This is a genomic window from Mycobacterium sp. WUMAC-067 (assembly GCF_020217485.1).
GTDB lineage: Bacteria > Actinomycetota > Actinomycetes > Mycobacteriales > Mycobacteriaceae > Mycobacterium.
Genome location: NZ_JAEKMI010000014.1, coordinates 16,138 through 32,759, shown reverse-complemented (window position 1 = coordinate 32,759; position 16,622 = coordinate 16,138). Strand labels below are relative to the sequence as shown.

Here is a 16,622-nt window from a genome sequence, read left to right as displayed (position 1 = left end):
AACCGCCCATCATCTGTGCTGACACGCTGGGCGGTTGCGCGTGATTGCCGGCTGTTCCAGGGCGTGCGACTAAAGCCGCTCGACGACCCAGTCGACGCACTCGGTGAGGGCGCTGACGTCGTCGGGATCCACGGCCGGGAACATCCCGACCCTCAGTTGGTTGCGGCCGAGCTTGCGGTACGGCTCGGTGTCGACGATTCCGTTTGCCCGCAGGATCTTCGCCACGGCCGCGGCGTCGACGTCGTCGACGAAGTCGATGGTGCCCACCACCTGCGAGCGCAGCTTCGGGTCGGTGACGAACGGGGTGGTGTAGGGCCGCTCTTCGGCCCACGAGTACAGGCGTCCCGAGGAGTCCGCCGTGCGCTTGACGGCCCAGTCCAGCCCGCCGTTGCCCAGCATCCAGTCGACCTGCTCGGCCATCAGCGCCAGGGTGCCGACCGCCGGGGTGTTGTAGGTCTGGTCCTTGAGGCTGTTCTCCACCGCGATGGGCAGCGACAGGAAGTCGGGGACCCAGCGGCCGGATGCGGCGACCGATTCGACGCGGGCCAGCGCTGCGGGGCTCATGACGGCCAGCCACAGTCCGCCGTCGCTGGCGAAATTCTTCTGTGGCGAAAAGTAGTAGGCATCCGTCTCGGTGATGTCGACGGGCAGGCCGCCGGCCCCGGACGTCGCGTCGATGACGACCAATGCCTCACCGGAGTCGGTGGGTCGGCGCACGGGCACGGCGACGCCGGTCGAGGTCTCGTTGTGGGCCCAGGCGATCACGTCCACCGAGGGATCGCTCTGCGGCTCGGGTGCGCTGCCCGCATCCGACTTGATGACGATGGGATCGCCGACGAAGGGGTTCTTGGCGACCGCGGAGGCGAACTTCGAGCTGAATTCGCCGTAGGAGAGGTGCAGCGAGCGCTTGTCGATCAAGCCGAACGCCGCGGCATCCCAGAACGCCGTCGCCCCCCCGTTGCCCAGAATGACCTCGTAGCCCTCCGGCACCGAGAACAGCTGGGCGAGCCCCGACCGCAGTCGGCCCACCAGATTCTTGACCGGCGCCTGCCGGTGCGAGGTTCCGAACAGCGGCGCCGCGGTCGTGGTCAGCGCCTGGAGTTGTTCGGGCCGGACCTTGGACGGGCCGCACCCGAAGCGGCCGTCGCGGGGTTTGATGTCAGCGGGGATCTCGAGCTGGTCAGCCATGTTCATCAGGGTAGTGAGCCGCCCTGGCGGCCCGATTCAGCGGGCCGTCCGCCGACGCCTGCCGTCGGGGCAAAAGGCCTGCTCGGACCCGCCGCAACGTTTCGCTGGTTGTGATCCAGGGCATATGAATCGGATGACCACTGGTCAGGTCACAGTGCGCCGGAGGGGTCTAGGAAATATCCGGTACCTCCGGTACTGTCTGGACATAGCACGTCCAAATGTAAACCTCGTTGAGGAGGCCTGAATTATGGCTAGGACGCGATTGGTCCGGCGTTGGCGCCGCAACATGGAAGTGCGCGACGACGTCGACTACGTCAACATGCTTGCCACACTGTCCGAGGGGTCGGTGCGGCGGAACTTCAACCCATACACCGACATCGATTGGGACTCACCGGAATTCGCTGTCACCGACAACGACCCCCGGTGGATCCTGCCGGCGACCGACCCGCTGGGCCGCCACCCCTGGTACGCGGCGCAGTCAGATGAGCGCAAGATCAAGATCGGGATGTGGCGGCAGGCCAACGTGGCCAAGGTGGGGTTGCACTTCGAATCCATCCTGATCCGCGGCCTGATGAACTACACGTTCTGGGTGCCCAACGGATCACCCGAATACCGGTACTGCCTGCACGAGTCGGTCGAAGAGTGCAACCACACCATGATGTTCCAGGAGATGGTGAACCGGATCGGCGCCGACGTCCCGGGCATGCCGCGGATGCTCAAGTGGCTGTCGCCGTTGGTTCCGCTGGTGGCCGGGCCGCTGCCGGTGGCGTTCTTCATCGGCGTGCTCGCCGGCGAGGAACCCATCGACCACACGCAGAAAAACATTCTGCGCGAAGGCAAGTCGCTACACCCGATCATGGAACGAGTGATGGCGATTCACGTCGCCGAGGAAGCGCGCCACATCTCGTTCGCCCACGAGTTCCTGCGCAAGCGGGTGCCCGAACTGACCAAGCGGCAGCGCTTCTGGACCGCGTTGTACCTGCCGCTGACCATGAAGGCGCTGTGCCGCGCAATTGTGGTGCCGCCCAAGGCTTTCTGGCGGGAGTTCGACATTCCGCGCGAGGTCAAGAAGGAACTGTTCTTCCGGTCGCCGGAATCGCGGAAGTGGCTCAGCGACATGTTCGGTGACGTGCGGATGCTGGCCTACGACACCGGCCTGATGGAGACGCGCTCGGCGCGGTTGATGTGGCGGTTGTGCAAGATCAACGGAAAGCCGTCGCGCTACCGCAGCGAGCCGCAGCGCCAGCACCTCGCCGCGGTCCCGGCCGCATAACGGGTCCGGTTTGTAGGTTTCATGCCGCACGTTATTACCCAGTCGTGCTGCAACGACGGGTCCTGTGTTTTCGCGTGTCCGGTGAATTGCATTCACCCCACACCGGACGAGCCCGGCTTTGCCACCTCGGAGATGCTCTACATCGATCCGGTGGCCTGCGTGGACTGCGGCGCCTGCGTGAGCGCGTGCCCGGTCGGGGCCATCGCGCCCGACACCCGGCTGGATACCAAGCAGCTGCCCTTCGTCGAGATCAACGCGTCCTTCTACCCGAAACGGCCCGAGGGCGAGAAGCTTCCGCCGACGTCGAAGCTGGCCCCGGTTATCCCGGCCGCCGAAGTGCGTGCCCGCCGCCGGCCGCTGACCGTGGCCATCGTCGGATCGGGTCCGGCGGCGATGTATGCCGCCGACGAGCTACTCACCCAGCACGGCGTGTGCGTCAACGTCTTTGAGAAGTTGCCCACCCCGTACGGGCTGGTGCGGGCCGGGGTGGCGCCCGATCACCAGAACACCAAGAGGGTCACCCGGCTCTTCGACCGGGTCGCCGGCCACGAGCGCTTCCGCTTCTATCTCAACGTCGAGATCGGCAACCACCTCAGCCACGACGACCTGTTGGCTCACCACCACGCCGTGCTGTACGCCGTGGGTGCGCCCGACGACCGCCGTCTGGACATCGAGGGCATGGGACTGGCCGGTACCGGCACCGCGACCGAATTGGTCGCCTGGATCAACGGTCATCCCGACTTCGCCGATCTGCCAGTCGATCTCAGCCACGAACGGGTGGTGATCATCGGCAACGGAAACGTCGCCCTCGATGTGGCCCGGGTGCTCACCGCGGACGCCGACGACCTGGCCCGCACCGATATCGCCGACCACGCGCTGGCGGCGTTCCGCGGCTCAGCGGTGCGTGAGGTGGTGATCGCCGCCCGGCGTGGCCCGGCCCAGTCGGCGTTCACGTTGCCCGAGCTGATCGGGCTCACGGGCGGTTCCGAGGTCGTGCTCAGCGCGGCCGACCACGAGCTGGTCGCGGCCGACCTCGCGACGGCGTCGGATGCCTTGACGAAAAACAAGCTGGAAATCTTGAGCACGCTCGGCGACGCCTCGGCGCCGGCGGCACGCCCGCGGATCAGGCTGGCTTACCGGCTCACTCCGAATCGTGTGCTGGGGGAGCAGCGCGTCTCCGGTGTGGAGTTCTCGGTCACCGGCACCAATGACGTGCGCCGCGTGAACACGGGTCTGGTGCTGACGTCGATCGGCTACCGCGGCAAGCCAATTCGCGGCCTTCCCTATGACGAATCGTCGGCCGTGGTGCCCAACGACGGCGGGCGCGTCGTCGATCCCGCCTCCGGCACACCGGTGCCCGGCGCATACGTCGCGGGCTGGATCAAGCGGGGGCCGAGCGGGTTCATCGGGACCAACAAGTCGTGCTCGTTTGAGACCGTGCAGGCCCTGGTCGCCGATTTCAACGCCGGCAACCTGACCGATCCGGCGGCCAAGCCCGAGGCGCTGACCGCCCTGGTGCGCGCCCGCCAGCCCGACGCCATCGACGCGGCGGGATGGCGTGCCATCGACGCCGCGGAGATCGCGCGCGGCAGCGGTGAGGGCCGGCCCCGCAACAAGTTCACCGACGTCGCCGCGATGCTCGCGGCCGCAGCGACCGCCGAGCCGGCGCCGCCGCCGCGACGCCGGCTCTTGGACCGGCTGCTCGGCTAACCGGCTCCCTGCCCGGACATCGCCGCCGTGATCTCTTCCATGCTGACCTCGCGGACCGGCTGCCCCAGCGACCAATGGTGGCCGAACGGGTCGGCGACCACGCCGTAGCGGTCGCCCCAGAACTGGTCCTCCAGCGGGGCCACCACGGTGGCACCGGCGTCCAGCGCCCGCTGGAAGCCGGCGTCGACGTCGGTGACGGTGAGGTGGATCGTGACCGGGGTGCCACCCAACGAGGTCGGGGTCATCGACTTGCCGCCACACATCTCCGGGAAGTCGTCGTTGAGCATCACCGTGAAGCCGTTGATGCGCACCGCGGCGTGGACCAGTTTGCCGTCCGGACGCGGCACACGGCCAATCTCCTCGGCCCCAAAAGCCTTGACGTAGAAGTCGATTGCCGCGGCGGCATTGTCGACCACGAGGTGCGGGGACAATGCGGGTTCGATGTTGATCGCCATGCTGGTTCTCCTTGCTATCGGTTCCGTCGCCTGCCCACGGCAGGGCAGGCTCACGACGTATGACTGCGTCGGTGACGCAAACTCATCGCGCGACAGCGACCATTAAATCGCCGGGTACCGACAAGCTGGAAGGGCTCAGGCGTTGGTGAGGCTGCGGTCCCAGCCCTCGACGGATTCCGGGCTGCGCGGGGCGGGGCCCACGTAGATCGCCGACGGCCGGACCAGCTTGCCGAGCCGCTTCTGCTCGAGAATGTGGGCGCACCACCCGGCGGTGCGCCCGCAGGTGAACATCGCGGGCATCATGTTGGCCGGCACCCGGGCGAAGTCCAGGATGACCGCGGCCCAGAACTCGACGTTGGTCTCGATGGCCCGGTCGGGGCGCCGCTCACGCAGCTCGGCGAGGGCGGCCTGCTCCAGCGCGACGGCAACCTCGTGGCGCGGCGCGGCCAACCGCTCGGCGGTGGCGCGCAGCACCCGCGCCCGCGGGTCCTCCGCGCGGTACACCCGGTGCCCGAATCCCATCAGCTTGTCGCCGCTGTCCAGGATCTTCTTCACCAGGCCGCGCGCGTCGCCGGTGCGCTCGACCTCTTCGATCATCGGCAGCACCCGCGCCGGCGCGCCGCCGTGCAGTGGGCCGCTCATCGCGCCGATCGCCCCGGACAGCGCCGCGGCCACGTCGGCGCCGGTGGAGGCGATGACCCGTGCGGTGAACGTCGAGGCGTTCATGCCGTGCTCGGCGGCCGAAACCCAGTAGGCGTCAATCGCTTCGACGTGACGCGGGTCCGGCTCGCCCTGCCAGCGCGTCATGAAACGGGCAGTGACCGTTTCGCACTCGTCGATCACCCGCTGCGGCACCGCGGGCTGATAAATACCGCGCGCTGACTGCGCCACATACGACAGCGCCATGACGGACGCCCGGGCCAGCTGGTTGCGGGCGGTGGCCTCATCGGTGTCCAGCAGCGGCTTGTACCCCCAGATCGGGGCGAGCATCGCCAGGCCCGCCTGCACGTCGACGCGCACGTCACCGGTGTGGATGGGCAGCGGGAACGGCTCGGCGGGCGGCAGCCCGTGGCCGAACTTGCCGTCGACCAGCAACGCCCATACGTCGCCGAAGGTGACGTGCTGACCCACCAGGTCTTCGATGTCGACACCGCGGTAGCGCAGCGCGCCGCCGTCTTTATCCGGTTCGGCGATTTCGGTGGTGAAGGCCACGACGCCTTCCAGTCCGGGGACAAAGTCTTCTGGGACCACAGTCATGCCGAAAATTCTCGCACCCCCCGCTCGGGCCGACGCTACCGGCCGGTAGCAAGCGCCGGTAGCGTGGACGCGATGGCAGGACGAGACCCCGAGCCAGGAAAAGAGCACCTGCAAAGAATGCGTGTGGAATACGGATCGGTGGAGAAGGACGGCAGTCCAGACCTCGACGCGGACTGGCTCGCCGACGGTTGGGTTTCGTTGTTGCGCAGATGGATCGACGACGCCGAGGCAGCGGGTGTCGCCGAGCCCAACGCGATGGTGCTGGCCACCGTCACCGCCGACGGCCGGCCGGCCAGCCGGTCGGTGCTGTGCAAGAGCATCGACGAGACCGGAATCACCTTTTTCACCAACTATGGCTCGGCCAAGGGCGACGATCTGGCCGCGACGCCGTACGCCGCGGTGACGTTTCCCTGGTACCAGCTCGGCCGCCAGGTCCACGTCCGCGGCCCGGTGCGCAAGGTCACCGCGGAGGCCACCGAGGACTACTGGTCGAAACGGCCGCGCGGGTCACAGCTGGGCGCCTGGGCCTCGCATCAGTCGCACCCGATCGCCTCGCGGGCGGCCCTGCTGGGCCAGCTGGCGGAGGTGACCGCGCGCTTCGCCGACCGCGACCAGGTTCCGGTGCCGCCGGGCTGGGGCGGCTATCTCATCGCGCCGGAGGTGGTCGAGTTCTGGCAGGGACGGGAAAACCGCTTGCATAACCGCATCCGGGTCAGCGGCGATCGCGTCGAGCGCCTCCAGCCGTAGCGCGCCGACCGGCGGCTAACTTGGCTGGCGATGGACGAAACGGAATCGGTGCGCCGGCTCACGAAGTCGCTCGGGCTGCCAGGCATCGTCGACGTGCACACGCATTTCATGCCCAAGTCGGTGATGGACAAGGTGTGGCGATACTTCGATGATGCCGGTCCGCTGGTGGGACGGCATTGGCCGATCGCCTACCGCAGCGACGAACAACAGCGCCTGCGGACCCTCCGGGGCTTTGGGGCCCGGGCGTTCACGTCGCTGATCTATCCGCACAAGCCGCACATGGCGGCCTGGTTGAACCAGTGGGCGAGATCGTTCGCGGCGACGACGCCCGACTGCCTGCACACCGCGACGCTGTACCCCGAACCGGGTGTAAAGGACTACGTGGGTCAGGCCATCGCCTCGGGCGCCCGAGTGTTCAAGGCCCACATTCAGGTCGGCCGATACAGCCCCACCGACCCGCTGCTCGACGGCGCCTGGGGCCTCATCGAAGACGCCGCAATCCCCGTCGTCATCCACTGCGGCTCGGGTCCCGTCCCCGGCGACCACACCGGCGTCGCGCCCGTCGCCGCCCTGCTCGCGCGCCATCCCCACCTGCGGTTGATCGTTGCCCACCTGGGCATGCCCGAGTACACGGGCTTCCTCGACCTGGCCGATCGGTACGACGACGTGCGCCTCGACACCACCATGGCGTTCACCCCGTTCATCGAGGAGGCCATGCCGTTCCCGCCCGCCGAGTACGGACGGCTTCGCGACCTCGCCGACCGCATACTCTTCGGGAGCGACTTTCCCAACATCCCGTATGGCTACCTCGACGCGATCCAAGTCCTCACCCGGCTGCCTGGCGTCGACGACGTGTGGCTGCGAAAGGTGTTACATGACAACGCCGCTCACGTCTTCGGGCTGGCTGAACCGATGTCCACGACGGGGTGATGGCCGCCGCTTGCCCGGGCAAGGGCGGTGCGGGTGAACCCGTTGCGGTCTGCGCTTCGGCGGATCGCGTCGCACCCGCGGGCGAGCGCCGGGCGCGCAGTGGCGAAAGTCACGAGCCGCCGGGACGGTCACCGCGCTACCTGATGAAAGCTTAAGGAAGGTTCGTAGACCCGACCCCGGACGGGCGCCTCGTCGCCATAACGACTACCTTCAGCTGTAAGCACCCAAGTCAGGGGGCAGCCGTATCAGCCGGAAGCACGAAGGGGTTCTCGTGGCCGACACCGACGACACCGCCACTCTGAAGTACCCGGGCGGTGAGACCGACCTGGAGATCGTCAGCGCCACCGAAGGCGCCGACGGCATCGCGCTGGGCTCGCTGTTGTCCAAGACCGGCTACACCACATTCGACAACGGTTTCGTCAACACCGCGTCGTGCAAGAGCTCGATCACCTACATCGACGGCGACGCCGGAATCCTGCGTTACCGCGGCTACCCGATCGAGCAACTGGCCGAGAAGTCGACCTTCATCGAGGTGAGCTACCTCTTGATCTACGGCGAGCTGCCCAGCAAGGAGCAGCTGGCCGAGTTCACCAAGCGGATCCAGCTGCACACCATGCTGCACGAGGACCTGAAGCGGTTCTTCGACGGTTTTCCGCGCAACGCCCACCCGATGCCGGTGTTGTCCAGCGCGGTCAACGCGCTCTCCGCGTACTACCCGGACTCGCTCGACCCGACCGACACCGAGCAGGTCGAGCTGTCCACCATCCGGCTGTTGGCCAAGCTGCCGACCATCGCCGCCTACGCATATAAGAAGTCGGTCGGTCAGCCGTTCCTCTACCCGGACAACTCGCTGACGCTGGTGGAGAACTTCCTGCGCATGACCTTCGGCCTGCCCGCCGAGCCCTACCAGGCGGACCCCGAGATCATTCGGGCGCTGGACATGCTGCTCATCCTGCACGCCGACCACGAGCAGAACTGCTCGACGTCGACGGTGCGGTTGGTTGGGTCGTCACAAGCCAACCTGTTCACCTCCGTTTCCGGCGGAATCAACGCGCTGTGGGGCCCGCTGCACGGCGGCGCCAACCAGGCGGTCCTCGAGATGCTCGAGCAGATCCGCGAAAGCGACGACAACGTCAGTGAATTCGTCCGGAAGGTGAAGAACCGCGAGGCCGGCGTCAAGCTGATGGGCTTCGGCCACCGCGTCTACAAGAACTACGACCCGCGGGCCCGCATCGTCAAGGAGCAGGCCGACAAGATCCTGGCCAAGCTCGGCGGCGACGACGACCTGCTCAGCATCGCCAAGGAGCTCGAAGAGGCGGCGCTGACCGACGACTACTTCGTCGAGCGCAAGCTGTACCCCAACGTCGACTTCTACACCGGCCTGATCTACCGCGCCCTCGGGTTCCCGACGCGGATGTTCACCGTGCTGTTCGCGCTGGGCCGGATGCCCGGCTGGATCGCGCACTGGCGTGAGATGCACGACGAGGGCGACAGCAAGATCGGCCGCCCGCGCCAGATCTACACCGGCTACACCGAGCGCGACTACGCGACGATCGACGCGCGCTAGTTTCCCTGCCGAGCAGACGCAGAATCGCCTGCGGGCGGCGGGATTTATGCGATTCTATGTCTGCTCGCGAGGGAGGCGAGCACTGCCATCGCAGCGTTGTGCCCGCCGATGCCCGACACCGCCCCGCCGCGGCGAGCGCCCGAGCCGCACAACATGATTCGTTGGTGAGTGGTGGCCACGCCCCATCGCCGCGCCGGGGTGTCCAGCGGCTCGTCATCGTCGGCGAACGGCCAGCACAGCCCGCCGTGGAAAATGTGGCCGCCGCTCATGCGCAGGGCGCGCTCGAGGTCCGATGTGGTCGTCGTCTCGATGCACGGGCGCCCGTGCGCATCGTGCAACAGCAGCTCTTGAATCGGTTCGGCCAGAACGGAATTCAGCGACGCCAGCACCCTGTCGGTCAGCTGGTCGCGCAGCGCGTCGGGGTCGGCGTCGTCGAACAGCGCGTGCGGGGTGTGCAGGCCGAACACCGTCATCGTCTGGGCGCCCGAGCCGCGTAGGTCGTCGGACAGGATGCTGGGGTCGGTCAGCGAGTGGCAATACGCTTCGCACGGCAGGGGATTCGGCGCTCGCCCCGCGGCCGCCTGCGCGTAGGCGGTATCCAGTTGCGTCCAGGTCTCGTTGACGTGAAAGGTTCCGGCGAAGGCCTGCTCGGGTGTGACGCCGCGGTCGCGTAGGCGGGGCAGTCGCCGCAGCACCATGTTGACCTTGACCTGCGCGCCGCCGGCCGCCGGTGGCGGTTCTTCGCCGAGTAGCCCGGCCAGCACGGTGGGCGTGATGCCGGCGAGGACGAACCGGGCCCGGACCCGCCGCTCTCGCTCGCCGATGCGATAGCGCACTTCACCGCTCGGGTCGACGGCGTAAACGTCTGCGCCGCTGATGATTTCGGTGCCGTGGCCGACGGCCGCCGTGGCCAGGGCGGTGGTCAGCGCGCCCATCCCGCCGATCGGCACGTCCCAGTCCCCGGTGCCACCGCCGAGCACGTGGTACAAGAAGCAGACGTTCTGCGTCAACGACGGATCGTCGAGGCGGGCGAAGGTGCCGATGAGGGCGTCGGTGGCCATCACCCCGCGGACCAGATCGTTGCCCACCGCGCCGGCGATGGCCCCGCCGATCGGTTCCTCGATCATGGCTTCCCAGGCCGCCGCCGCGCGGGGGTCGTTGCTTTCCACGACGCGGCGGCGGGCCTGCCCGCGGCTGCGCAGCGGTTCGAGCAGTGTCGGCCACAGCCGTTCGGTCACCAGCCGGCAGCGCTGGTAGAAGGCGGCGAAGCCGGGGGCGTCGTCGGCCGCGCCGATGGCGGCGAAGGTGTTACCGGTCGCCCCGATCAGCAGTCCGCCGCGGCCGCCGGTGGCCGGGTCGGGCGTGTACGACGAAAAGGGCCGTCGCGCCAGCCGAACCCCCGCGCCCAGGTCCTCCACGATGCGGCTCGGCAGCAAGCTGACCAGGTAGGAGTAGCGCGAGACCCGGACGCCGACGCCGTCGAAGGGTTGCGCCGAGATGGCCGCGCCGCCGGTCTGTTCCAGCCGTTCCAGCAGGCGCACCCGCAGGCCCGCCCGGGCCAGATAGGCCGCCGCGACGAGGCCGTTGTGCCCGCCTCCGACGACGACGACGTCTACCGCGTCGACGCCCGCCGCCTGGCCGCTCAGCTCAGGTAGCCCTCGACCTCGTCGGGCGGTCGCACCTCCGCCTCGCGTGGGTCACCGCCGCTCTCGCGGAGCGCCCGGCGCTGCCGCAGCAGATCCCAGCATTGGTCGAGTTCGATCTCCATGCGCCGAAGGCGGTCGTGTTCCTCCGACGTGTCGATGTCACCGCGCTGCAGTTGGGCCCGCAGCGCCTTCTCCTCGGCGACGAGGTCGCGGATGTGTGCCAGGGTGTCGTTGTCGGTGGGTTTGCTGCCGTTGGCCATCGCTCCAGTCTGCCCGACGCGCAAGCGGGCTGATAGCCGCCGACGGCCAGCGGCTAACTGGGGCCGGGGAGCCGCAGCACCAACCGCGCACCACCCAGCGGGCTGCTTTCCAGCGCGGCGGTCCCGCCGTGCAGCTGGGCCTGCTGGGCCACCAAGGCCAATCCCAGGCCCGACCCGGAATGCGACGCCGTCGATCCGCGGGAGAACCGGGCGAACACCACCTGACGCTCGTCCTCCGGCACGCCGCGCCCGTTGTCGTCGACGGTGATCTCCACGCCGGCGCGCGAGCTGACCGCCGACAGCTCAACGCGCGTGGCGCCGCCGTGCTTGACGGCATTGGCGATCGCGTTGTCGACGGTGAGGCGCAACCCGGCCGGCAACCCCACGATGATGCAGGTGGGCGACGGCACCAGCGAGACGTCGACACCGGGATAGATCCGCATGGCGTCGTGGGCGGCCCGGTCGAGCAGCTCGGTGATGTCGACCGGCACGTGATCGTCGGACGTCGACAGTTCGCCCTGGGCCAGCCGCTCGAGGGCGCTCAGCGTGGCCTCGATGCGCGACTGGGTGCGGATGACGTCGCCCAGCACCTCTTTGCGTTGTTCGTCCGGCATGTCCAGGGTGGACAGCACCTCGAGGTTGGTGCGCATCGCGGTCAGCGGAGTGCGCAACTCGTGCGAGGACACGGCGGCGAAGTCGCGCGCGGAGGCGAGCGCCTCCTTGGTCCGGTCCTGCTCCTTCCAGATGCGCTGCAGCATGCCCCGCATGGCCTCGGCGACCTCGACCGCCTCGGTGGCGCCGCGCACCGCCACCTGTGGCCGCTCGTCGGCGTCGATCGAGCGGGCTTGCTGGGCCAGGCGCTTGAACGGCCGGACCGCGAAAGCCGCCAGGAGCCAAGCGAATACCGCCGCCGCGCCGATCGACAGCGCGCAGATCAGGATCACCCGGCGATGCAGGTTGTTGGTCTGGGCGATCGTGTCGTAATACGTCGCACCCACTGCCACCGTCGCCGGCTGCGGCGTCGCGACCTCCAAGGTTCGGACGCGATAGCGCACGCCGTTGATGTAGGTGTCGGCATAGCCCACGTCCAGCGGCGGCAGCGTGACGTCCGAGTTGGACTTGACCTGGCCGTCGCGCCGGACGGTGATCACGGTGTCCTGATCGTGGGGAGCACGCGGGATGTCGTCGAGCCCGCGCGGCAGGAAGGGGATGGCGAAGCCCGCCGCCTCGTCCAGGCGCCGGTCCAGGCGCTCTTTCCAGGCGCTGGTGATGCCGAACCACACGACCGCCCCCGCGATCACCACCACGATGGCGGTGCCGATCGCGGTCGCGACCGCGACCCGGGCCCGTAACGACGGCGTACGGGTCAGGATCCGGGACAGGATGTTCATGGCCGCTCGCCCGGGTTACTGCATGCGCAGCACGAATCCCACTCCGCGCACGGTGTGCAGTAGCCGGGGCCCACCGTTGGCCTCCAGCTTGCGGCGCAGGTATCCGATGAAGACGTCGACGACGTTGGTGTCGGCGGCGAAGTCATAACCCCACACCAGCTCGAGCAGCTGCGCGCGGGACAAGACCGCGGTCTTGTGTTCGGCCAGCACCGCCAGCAGGTCGAATTCCCGCTTGGTCAGGTCGACGTCGACGCCGTTGACGCGGGCACGACGGCCCGGGATGTCGACTTCCAGCGGCCCCACCGTGATGGTTTCCGAGGAGGAGGTGGCGGTGGCGCCGCGGCGCCGCAGCAGCGCCTTGACCCGCGCTACCAGCTCGGCCAGCACGAACGGTTTGACCAGGTAGTCGTCGGCCCCGGCCTCCAGGCCCGCCACCCGGTCGTCGACCGAGCTGCGGGCCGACAGCACGCAGACCGGGACGTCGTTGTCCATGGCGCGCAGCGCGGTGACGACGCTGACGCCGTCCAGCACCGGCATGTTGATGTCGAGCACGATCGCGTCCGGCCGCGTCTCGGTGGCGCTGCGCAATGCCTCGGCGCCATCGACCGCGGTCGACACCTCGAATCCGGACAGCCGCAGGCCACGTTCCAGCGACGCGAGCACATCGGAGTCGTCGTCGACGACCAAGACCCGCGGTGAGCTAGCTCCTGTGTCCATGCCGCCCATTTTGCCTGATTGCTGCTTTCGGCGGTGGGAGGCGCGACCTGGGGCGAGCAGACGCGGAATCGCATCAAACTCGCTGATTCTGTGCGATTCCGCGTCTGCTCGCCGGAAGTGTTTCAGCGCACACCGATGTTGCGGTAGCGCCGCAACCGGGCGGCCAGCCGCTCGGCGGCGGGCATCCCGCGCAGCGCCTGCACCTCGGCGGCGATGGCCCGCGACAATCGCCGCGAGAACTCGACGGGCTCGTCGGCGGCGTCGGGATGTTCCGCGACGACGACGTCGACAATTCCGGACTCCAACAGATCAGCCGACCGAATGCCTTGGGCCGCAGCGAGTTCGGCGGCATGATCGGTGTCGCGGAAGACGATCGCGCTGGCGCCTTCCGGCGGTAGCGGCGCCAGCCAGCCGTGCAGCGCGGCCAACACCCGGTCGGCGGGCACCATCGCCAGCGCCGGCCCGCCGCTGCCCTGGCCCAGCAGCACGGAGACCGTCGGGGTATCCAGGGTCACCAGCTCGGCCAGGCACTGGGCGATCTGCCCGGCGAGCCCACCCTGCTCGGCCTCGGCGGACAGCGCCGGCCCCGCCGTGTCGATCACCAGCACCAGCGGCAGACGCAATTCGGCGGCCAGCGCCATGCCGCGCCGGGCCTCGCGCAACGACGCCGGGCCCACGGTGCTTGCCCGGCCGCCCGCTATCCGCTGCTGGCCGAGCACCACCACGGGCTGGCCGGCCAACCGGGCCAGCGCCAACAGCGTGGTCGCCGCCTCTCCTCGACCGGTCCCCGACAACAGCACCTGATCAGTTGCGCCGTGCCGCAACAGAAGTCCGACGCCCGGCCGGTCGGGCCGCCGCGATGCGACCACCGAGTCCCACGCCGCGACGTCGGGTGTCGGTTCGGGTGGTGGCGGCGCGGGCAGCGGCTCGGGAGGGTCGGCGATGACGGTCATCGCGCGGTCCAGCGTGGGGCGCAGCTCGTCGAGCGGGACGACGCCGTCGATCACGCCGTGCCGCTGCAGGTTCTCCGCGGTCTGGACGCCCTCGGGGAACGGTTCGCCATAGAGCAGCTGGTATACGCGAGGCCCGAGGAAGCCGATCAACGCGCCCGGTTCGGCGAGCGTGACATGGCCTAGCGAACCCCACGACGCGAACACGCCGCCGGTGGTCGGATTGCGCAGATAGACCAGATAGGGCAGTTGCGCCTGGGTGTGCAGCCGGACGGCGGCGGCGATCTTCACCATCTGCAAGAACGCGACCGTGCCCTCTTGCATGCGGGTGCCCCCGGAGCTCGGCGAGGCCAGCAGCGGCAAGCCCTCGGCGGTCGCCCGCTGCACGGCGGCGGTGATCCGTTCGGCGGCGGCCACCCCGATCGAGCCGCCGAGAAAGCCGAATTCGCAGACCACCACCGCGACCCGGCGCCCGAAGATGCGCCCTTCGCCGGTCAGCACCGACTCGTCCAGGCCCGTGGCGGCGCGGGCATCGGCCAGCTCTCGCGCATAGGCGGTGCTGAGCGGCACGGCGAGCGGCTCAGCGTCCCAGCGGATGAAGGAATTCTCGTCCAGGACCGCGTCGCGTAGTTGACCAGCCGAGATACGACTCACGTGACGAGGCTATATAGGGTGGCTCCCATGATCGGTGTCAGCCAGGCCGAAGCCGTTTTGACCATCGAGTTGCAGCGCCCCGAGCGCCGCAACGCCTTGAACTCGCAGCTCGTCGAGGAGCTGCGGGAGGCCGTGCTGAAGGCGGGCGACGGCTCCACCCGGGCGATCGTGCTGACCGGCCAGGGCACGGTGTTCTGCGCCGGCGCGGACCTGAGCGGCGACGCGTTCGCCGCCGACTATCCCGACCGGCTCATCGAGCTGCACAGGGTGTTGGACGCGACCCTCATCCCGGTGATCGGCGCCATCAACGGCCCGGCCATCGGCGCGGGCCTGCAGCTGGCCATGCAATGCGACCTCCGGGTGGTCGCGCCGGACGCCTTCTTCCAGTTTCCGACATCGAAATACGGCCTGGCCCTTGACAACTGGAGTATCCGGCGCCTCTCGACGCTGGTCGGTCACGGCCGGGCCCGCGCGATGCTGCTGGCCGCGGAAAAGCTGACGGCCGACGCGGCGCTGCAGACCGGGATGGCCAACCGCATCGGGACGCTGGCCGACGCCCAGGCCTGGGCCGCCGAGATCGCCGGCCTGGCCCCGCTGGCGATCCAGCACGCCAAGCGGGTGCTCAACGACGACGGCGCCATCGAAGAGGCCGGGCCGGTGCACAAGGAGCTCTTCGACAAGGCCTGGAGCAGTCAAGACGTCGTCGAAGCCCAGGTCGCCCGCATCGAGAAGCGGCCACCGAAGTTCCAAGGAGCCTGACGAACCATGCGCGGGGCGCTACGGCTGGTCGCCGGCACGGCGTCGCTGGCGGGCGGGGGTTGGCTGGTGCGCGCGCTGCACGGTGCGCCGGACGCGCTCGGCGCCCATCCCGCATCGATCGCCGCGGTGACGGCCGGGTCCCCGCACTGTCGCGACGGCGTTTTCGTCAACCTCGAGCCGGCCTCGGACACCAAGATGGACCGCGAGCAACTGCGGCTCATCGCGTGGGAGCTGGTGGGAAACCGGGGTGGAAGCCGGCCGCGGGGGCCGATCCCGCTGACGGCCCCGGGGGTCTTCGGCGCGGATCCGAGCGGGCTGGCCGTCAGCTGGTTCGGCCACTCCACGGCGCTGCTGGAAATCGACGGCTACCGGGTGCTCACCGACCCGGTGTGGAGCGACCGGTGTTCGCCGTCGGACATCGTCGGGCCGCAGCGGCTGCATCCACCGCCGATTCAACTCGAGGGGCTGCCCGCCGTCGACGCGGTGGTGATCAGCCACGACCACTACGACCACCTCGACATCGACACGATCAGGGCGTTGGCCCGCACGCAGCGGTCCCCGTTCTTCGTTCCGCTCGGTGTCGGCGCCCACCTGCGCAGGTGGGGGATACCCGAGCACCGCATCGTCGAGCTCGATTGGCACCAGAGCGCGAAGGTCGACGAGCTCACCGTGGTTTGCGTGCCGGCGCGGCACTTTTCGGGCCGCTTCCTGGACCGCAACACGACGTTGTGGGCGTCGTGGGTGTTCCGTGGGCCGACCCATCGCGCGTACTTCGGCGGCGACACCGGTTACACCAAGAGCTTCGCCCAGATCGGCGCCGACCACGGACCGTTCGACCTGACCCTGCTGCCCATCGGGGCCTACAACACGGCGTGGCCCGACGTGCACATGAACCCCGAGGAGGCACTGCGGGCGCACCTCGACGTCACCGACGGGGGACTGCTGGTGCCGATCCACTGGGGCACCTTCCGGTTGGCGCCGCACCCGTGGGCCGAACCGGTCGAGCGGCTGCTCGCCGCCGCGGAGCCCGAGCGGGTGAACGTGGCGGTGCCGGTGCCCGGTCAGCGCATTGATCTCGCGACCCCGGTGAAATCGAACCCGTGGTGGCAGCTCTGATT

15 protein-coding genes are annotated in these 16,622 nt (G+C 69.0%); 7 read left to right on the top strand and 8 right to left on the bottom strand.

The window, feature by feature from the left end; genetic code table 11:
• Positions 1–69 precede the first annotated feature (69 nt).
• Positions 70–1,188, bottom strand: a complete 1,119-nt coding sequence (serC, locus tag JF781_RS12235; RefSeq protein WP_225327341.1) for a phosphoserine transaminase — start codon at positions 1,186–1,188, stop codon at positions 70–72.
• Between the two features lie 247 nt (positions 1,189–1,435).
• On the opposite strand from serC, the gene JF781_RS12230 reads away from it, so the two are divergent.
• Positions 1,436–2,461: a diiron oxygenase gene (locus JF781_RS12230; protein ID WP_225327340.1), complete on the top strand. Its 1,026-nt coding sequence runs from the start codon at positions 1,436–1,438 to the stop codon at positions 2,459–2,461.
• Between the two features lie 21 nt (positions 2,462–2,482).
• Positions 2,483–4,171 carry an FAD-dependent oxidoreductase gene (locus JF781_RS12225; protein WP_225327339.1) on the top strand — a complete coding sequence of 563 codons (1,689 nt, stop codon included), beginning with the start codon at positions 2,483–2,485 and terminating at the stop codon, positions 4,169–4,171.
• Here the strand turns inward: JF781_RS12225 and JF781_RS12220 are convergent.
• Both JF781_RS12220 and JF781_RS12215 read right to left on the bottom strand, forming a co-directional pair.
• On the bottom strand, positions 4,168–4,626 hold the full coding sequence (locus JF781_RS12220) for a VOC family protein (protein ID WP_225327338.1): 459 nt from the start codon (positions 4,624–4,626) through the stop codon (positions 4,168–4,170). The genes JF781_RS12225 and JF781_RS12220 overlap by 4 nt on opposite strands.
• A 135-nt stretch (positions 4,627–4,761) precedes the next feature.
• Complete coding sequence (locus JF781_RS12215; protein WP_225327337.1) at positions 4,762–5,883, bottom strand: citrate synthase 2; 1,122 nt, start codon at positions 5,881–5,883, stop codon at positions 4,762–4,764.
• A gap of 117 nt (positions 5,884–6,000) precedes the next feature.
• Between JF781_RS12215 and pdxH the strand changes: the two genes are divergently transcribed.
• From pdxH to JF781_RS12200, 3 genes are all read left to right on the top strand, one after another.
• A complete protein-coding gene (gene pdxH / locus JF781_RS12210; protein WP_225327441.1) occupies positions 6,001–6,630 on the top strand; it encodes a pyridoxamine 5'-phosphate oxidase in 630 nt (209 codons plus the stop codon).
• A 30-nt stretch (positions 6,631–6,660) separates the two neighbouring features.
• Complete coding sequence (locus JF781_RS12205) at positions 6,661–7,560, top strand: amidohydrolase family protein (protein ID WP_225327336.1); 900 nt, start codon at positions 6,661–6,663, stop codon at positions 7,558–7,560.
• A gap of 271 nt (positions 7,561–7,831) precedes the next feature.
• On the top strand, positions 7,832–9,127 hold the full coding sequence (locus tag JF781_RS12200; RefSeq protein WP_225327335.1) for a citrate synthase: 1,296 nt from the start codon (positions 7,832–7,834) through the stop codon (positions 9,125–9,127).
• Positions 9,128–9,171: 44 nt separating this feature from the next.
• Here JF781_RS12200 and JF781_RS12195 read toward each other — a convergent pair whose 3' ends face one another.
• From JF781_RS12195 to JF781_RS12175, 5 genes are all read right to left on the bottom strand, one after another.
• The gene (locus JF781_RS12195) at positions 9,172–10,773 is read right to left on the bottom strand and encodes an NAD(P)/FAD-dependent oxidoreductase (protein WP_225327440.1); all 1,602 of its coding nucleotides are present in this window, start codon (positions 10,771–10,773) and stop codon (positions 9,172–9,174) included.
• Positions 10,770–11,033 carry a DUF2630 family protein gene (locus JF781_RS12190; protein ID WP_225327334.1) on the bottom strand — a complete coding sequence of 88 codons (264 nt, stop codon included), beginning with the start codon at positions 11,031–11,033 and terminating at the stop codon, positions 10,770–10,772. Before JF781_RS12190 ends, JF781_RS12195 begins: the two co-directional genes overlap by 4 nt.
• 53 nt (positions 11,034–11,086) lie before the next feature.
• Entirely contained in the window at positions 11,087–12,424 is a 1,338-nt protein-coding gene (locus JF781_RS12185; RefSeq protein WP_225327333.1) for a sensor histidine kinase KdpD, read from the bottom strand.
• A gap of 15 nt (positions 12,425–12,439) precedes the next feature.
• Positions 12,440–13,150 (bottom strand): two-component system response regulator PrrA, encoded by a 711-nt coding sequence (gene prrA, locus JF781_RS12180; RefSeq protein WP_007777113.1) that lies wholly within the window; start codon positions 13,148–13,150, stop codon positions 12,440–12,442.
• Between the two features lie 113 nt (positions 13,151–13,263).
• The gene (locus JF781_RS12175; protein ID WP_225327332.1) at positions 13,264–14,745 is read right to left on the bottom strand and encodes a carboxyl transferase domain-containing protein; all 1,482 of its coding nucleotides are present in this window, start codon (positions 14,743–14,745) and stop codon (positions 13,264–13,266) included.
• A 27-nt stretch (positions 14,746–14,772) separates the two neighbouring features.
• Here JF781_RS12175 and JF781_RS12170 point away from each other — a divergent pair, with 27 nt between their 5' ends.
• Positions 14,773–15,504, top strand: a complete 732-nt coding sequence (locus tag JF781_RS12170; protein ID WP_225327331.1) for an enoyl-CoA hydratase — start codon at positions 14,773–14,775, stop codon at positions 15,502–15,504.
• Positions 15,505–15,510: 6 nt separating this feature from the next.
• Positions 15,511–16,620: an MBL fold metallo-hydrolase gene (locus JF781_RS12165; protein ID WP_225327330.1), complete on the top strand. Its 1,110-nt coding sequence runs from the start codon at positions 15,511–15,513 to the stop codon at positions 16,618–16,620.
• The last annotated feature ends 2 nt before the right edge of the window (positions 16,621–16,622 follow it).

Excerpts from the sequence above, each read along its gene's own strand:
- serC (WP_225327341.1), bottom strand. The coding sequence starts at position 1,188 with ATGGCTGACCAGCTCGAGATCCCCGCTGACATCAAACCCCGCGACGGC.
- JF781_RS12230 (WP_225327340.1), top strand. The coding sequence starts at position 1,436 with ATGGCTAGGACGCGATTGGTCCGGCGTTGGCGCCGCAACATGGAAGTG.
- JF781_RS12225 (WP_225327339.1), top strand. The coding sequence starts at position 2,483 with ATGCCGCACGTTATTACCCAGTCGTGCTGCAACGACGGGTCCTGTGTT.
- JF781_RS12220 (WP_225327338.1), bottom strand. The coding sequence starts at position 4,626 with ATGGCGATCAACATCGAACCCGCATTGTCCCCGCACCTCGTGGTCGAC.
- JF781_RS12215 (WP_225327337.1), bottom strand. The coding sequence starts at position 5,883 with ATGACTGTGGTCCCAGAAGACTTTGTCCCCGGACTGGAAGGCGTCGTG.
- pdxH (WP_225327441.1), top strand. The coding sequence starts at position 6,001 with ATGCGTGTGGAATACGGATCGGTGGAGAAGGACGGCAGTCCAGACCTC.
- JF781_RS12205 (WP_225327336.1), top strand. The coding sequence starts at position 6,661 with ATGGACGAAACGGAATCGGTGCGCCGGCTCACGAAGTCGCTCGGGCTG.
- JF781_RS12190 (WP_225327334.1), bottom strand. The coding sequence starts at position 11,033 with ATGGCCAACGGCAGCAAACCCACCGACAACGACACCCTGGCACACATC.
- JF781_RS12185 (WP_225327333.1), bottom strand. The coding sequence starts at position 12,424 with ATGAACATCCTGTCCCGGATCCTGACCCGTACGCCGTCGTTACGGGCC.
- prrA (WP_007777113.1), bottom strand. The coding sequence starts at position 13,150 with ATGGGCGGCATGGACACAGGAGCTAGCTCACCGCGGGTCTTGGTCGTC.
- JF781_RS12170 (WP_225327331.1), top strand. The coding sequence starts at position 14,773 with ATGATCGGTGTCAGCCAGGCCGAAGCCGTTTTGACCATCGAGTTGCAG.
- JF781_RS12165 (WP_225327330.1), top strand. The coding sequence starts at position 15,511 with ATGCGCGGGGCGCTACGGCTGGTCGCCGGCACGGCGTCGCTGGCGGGC.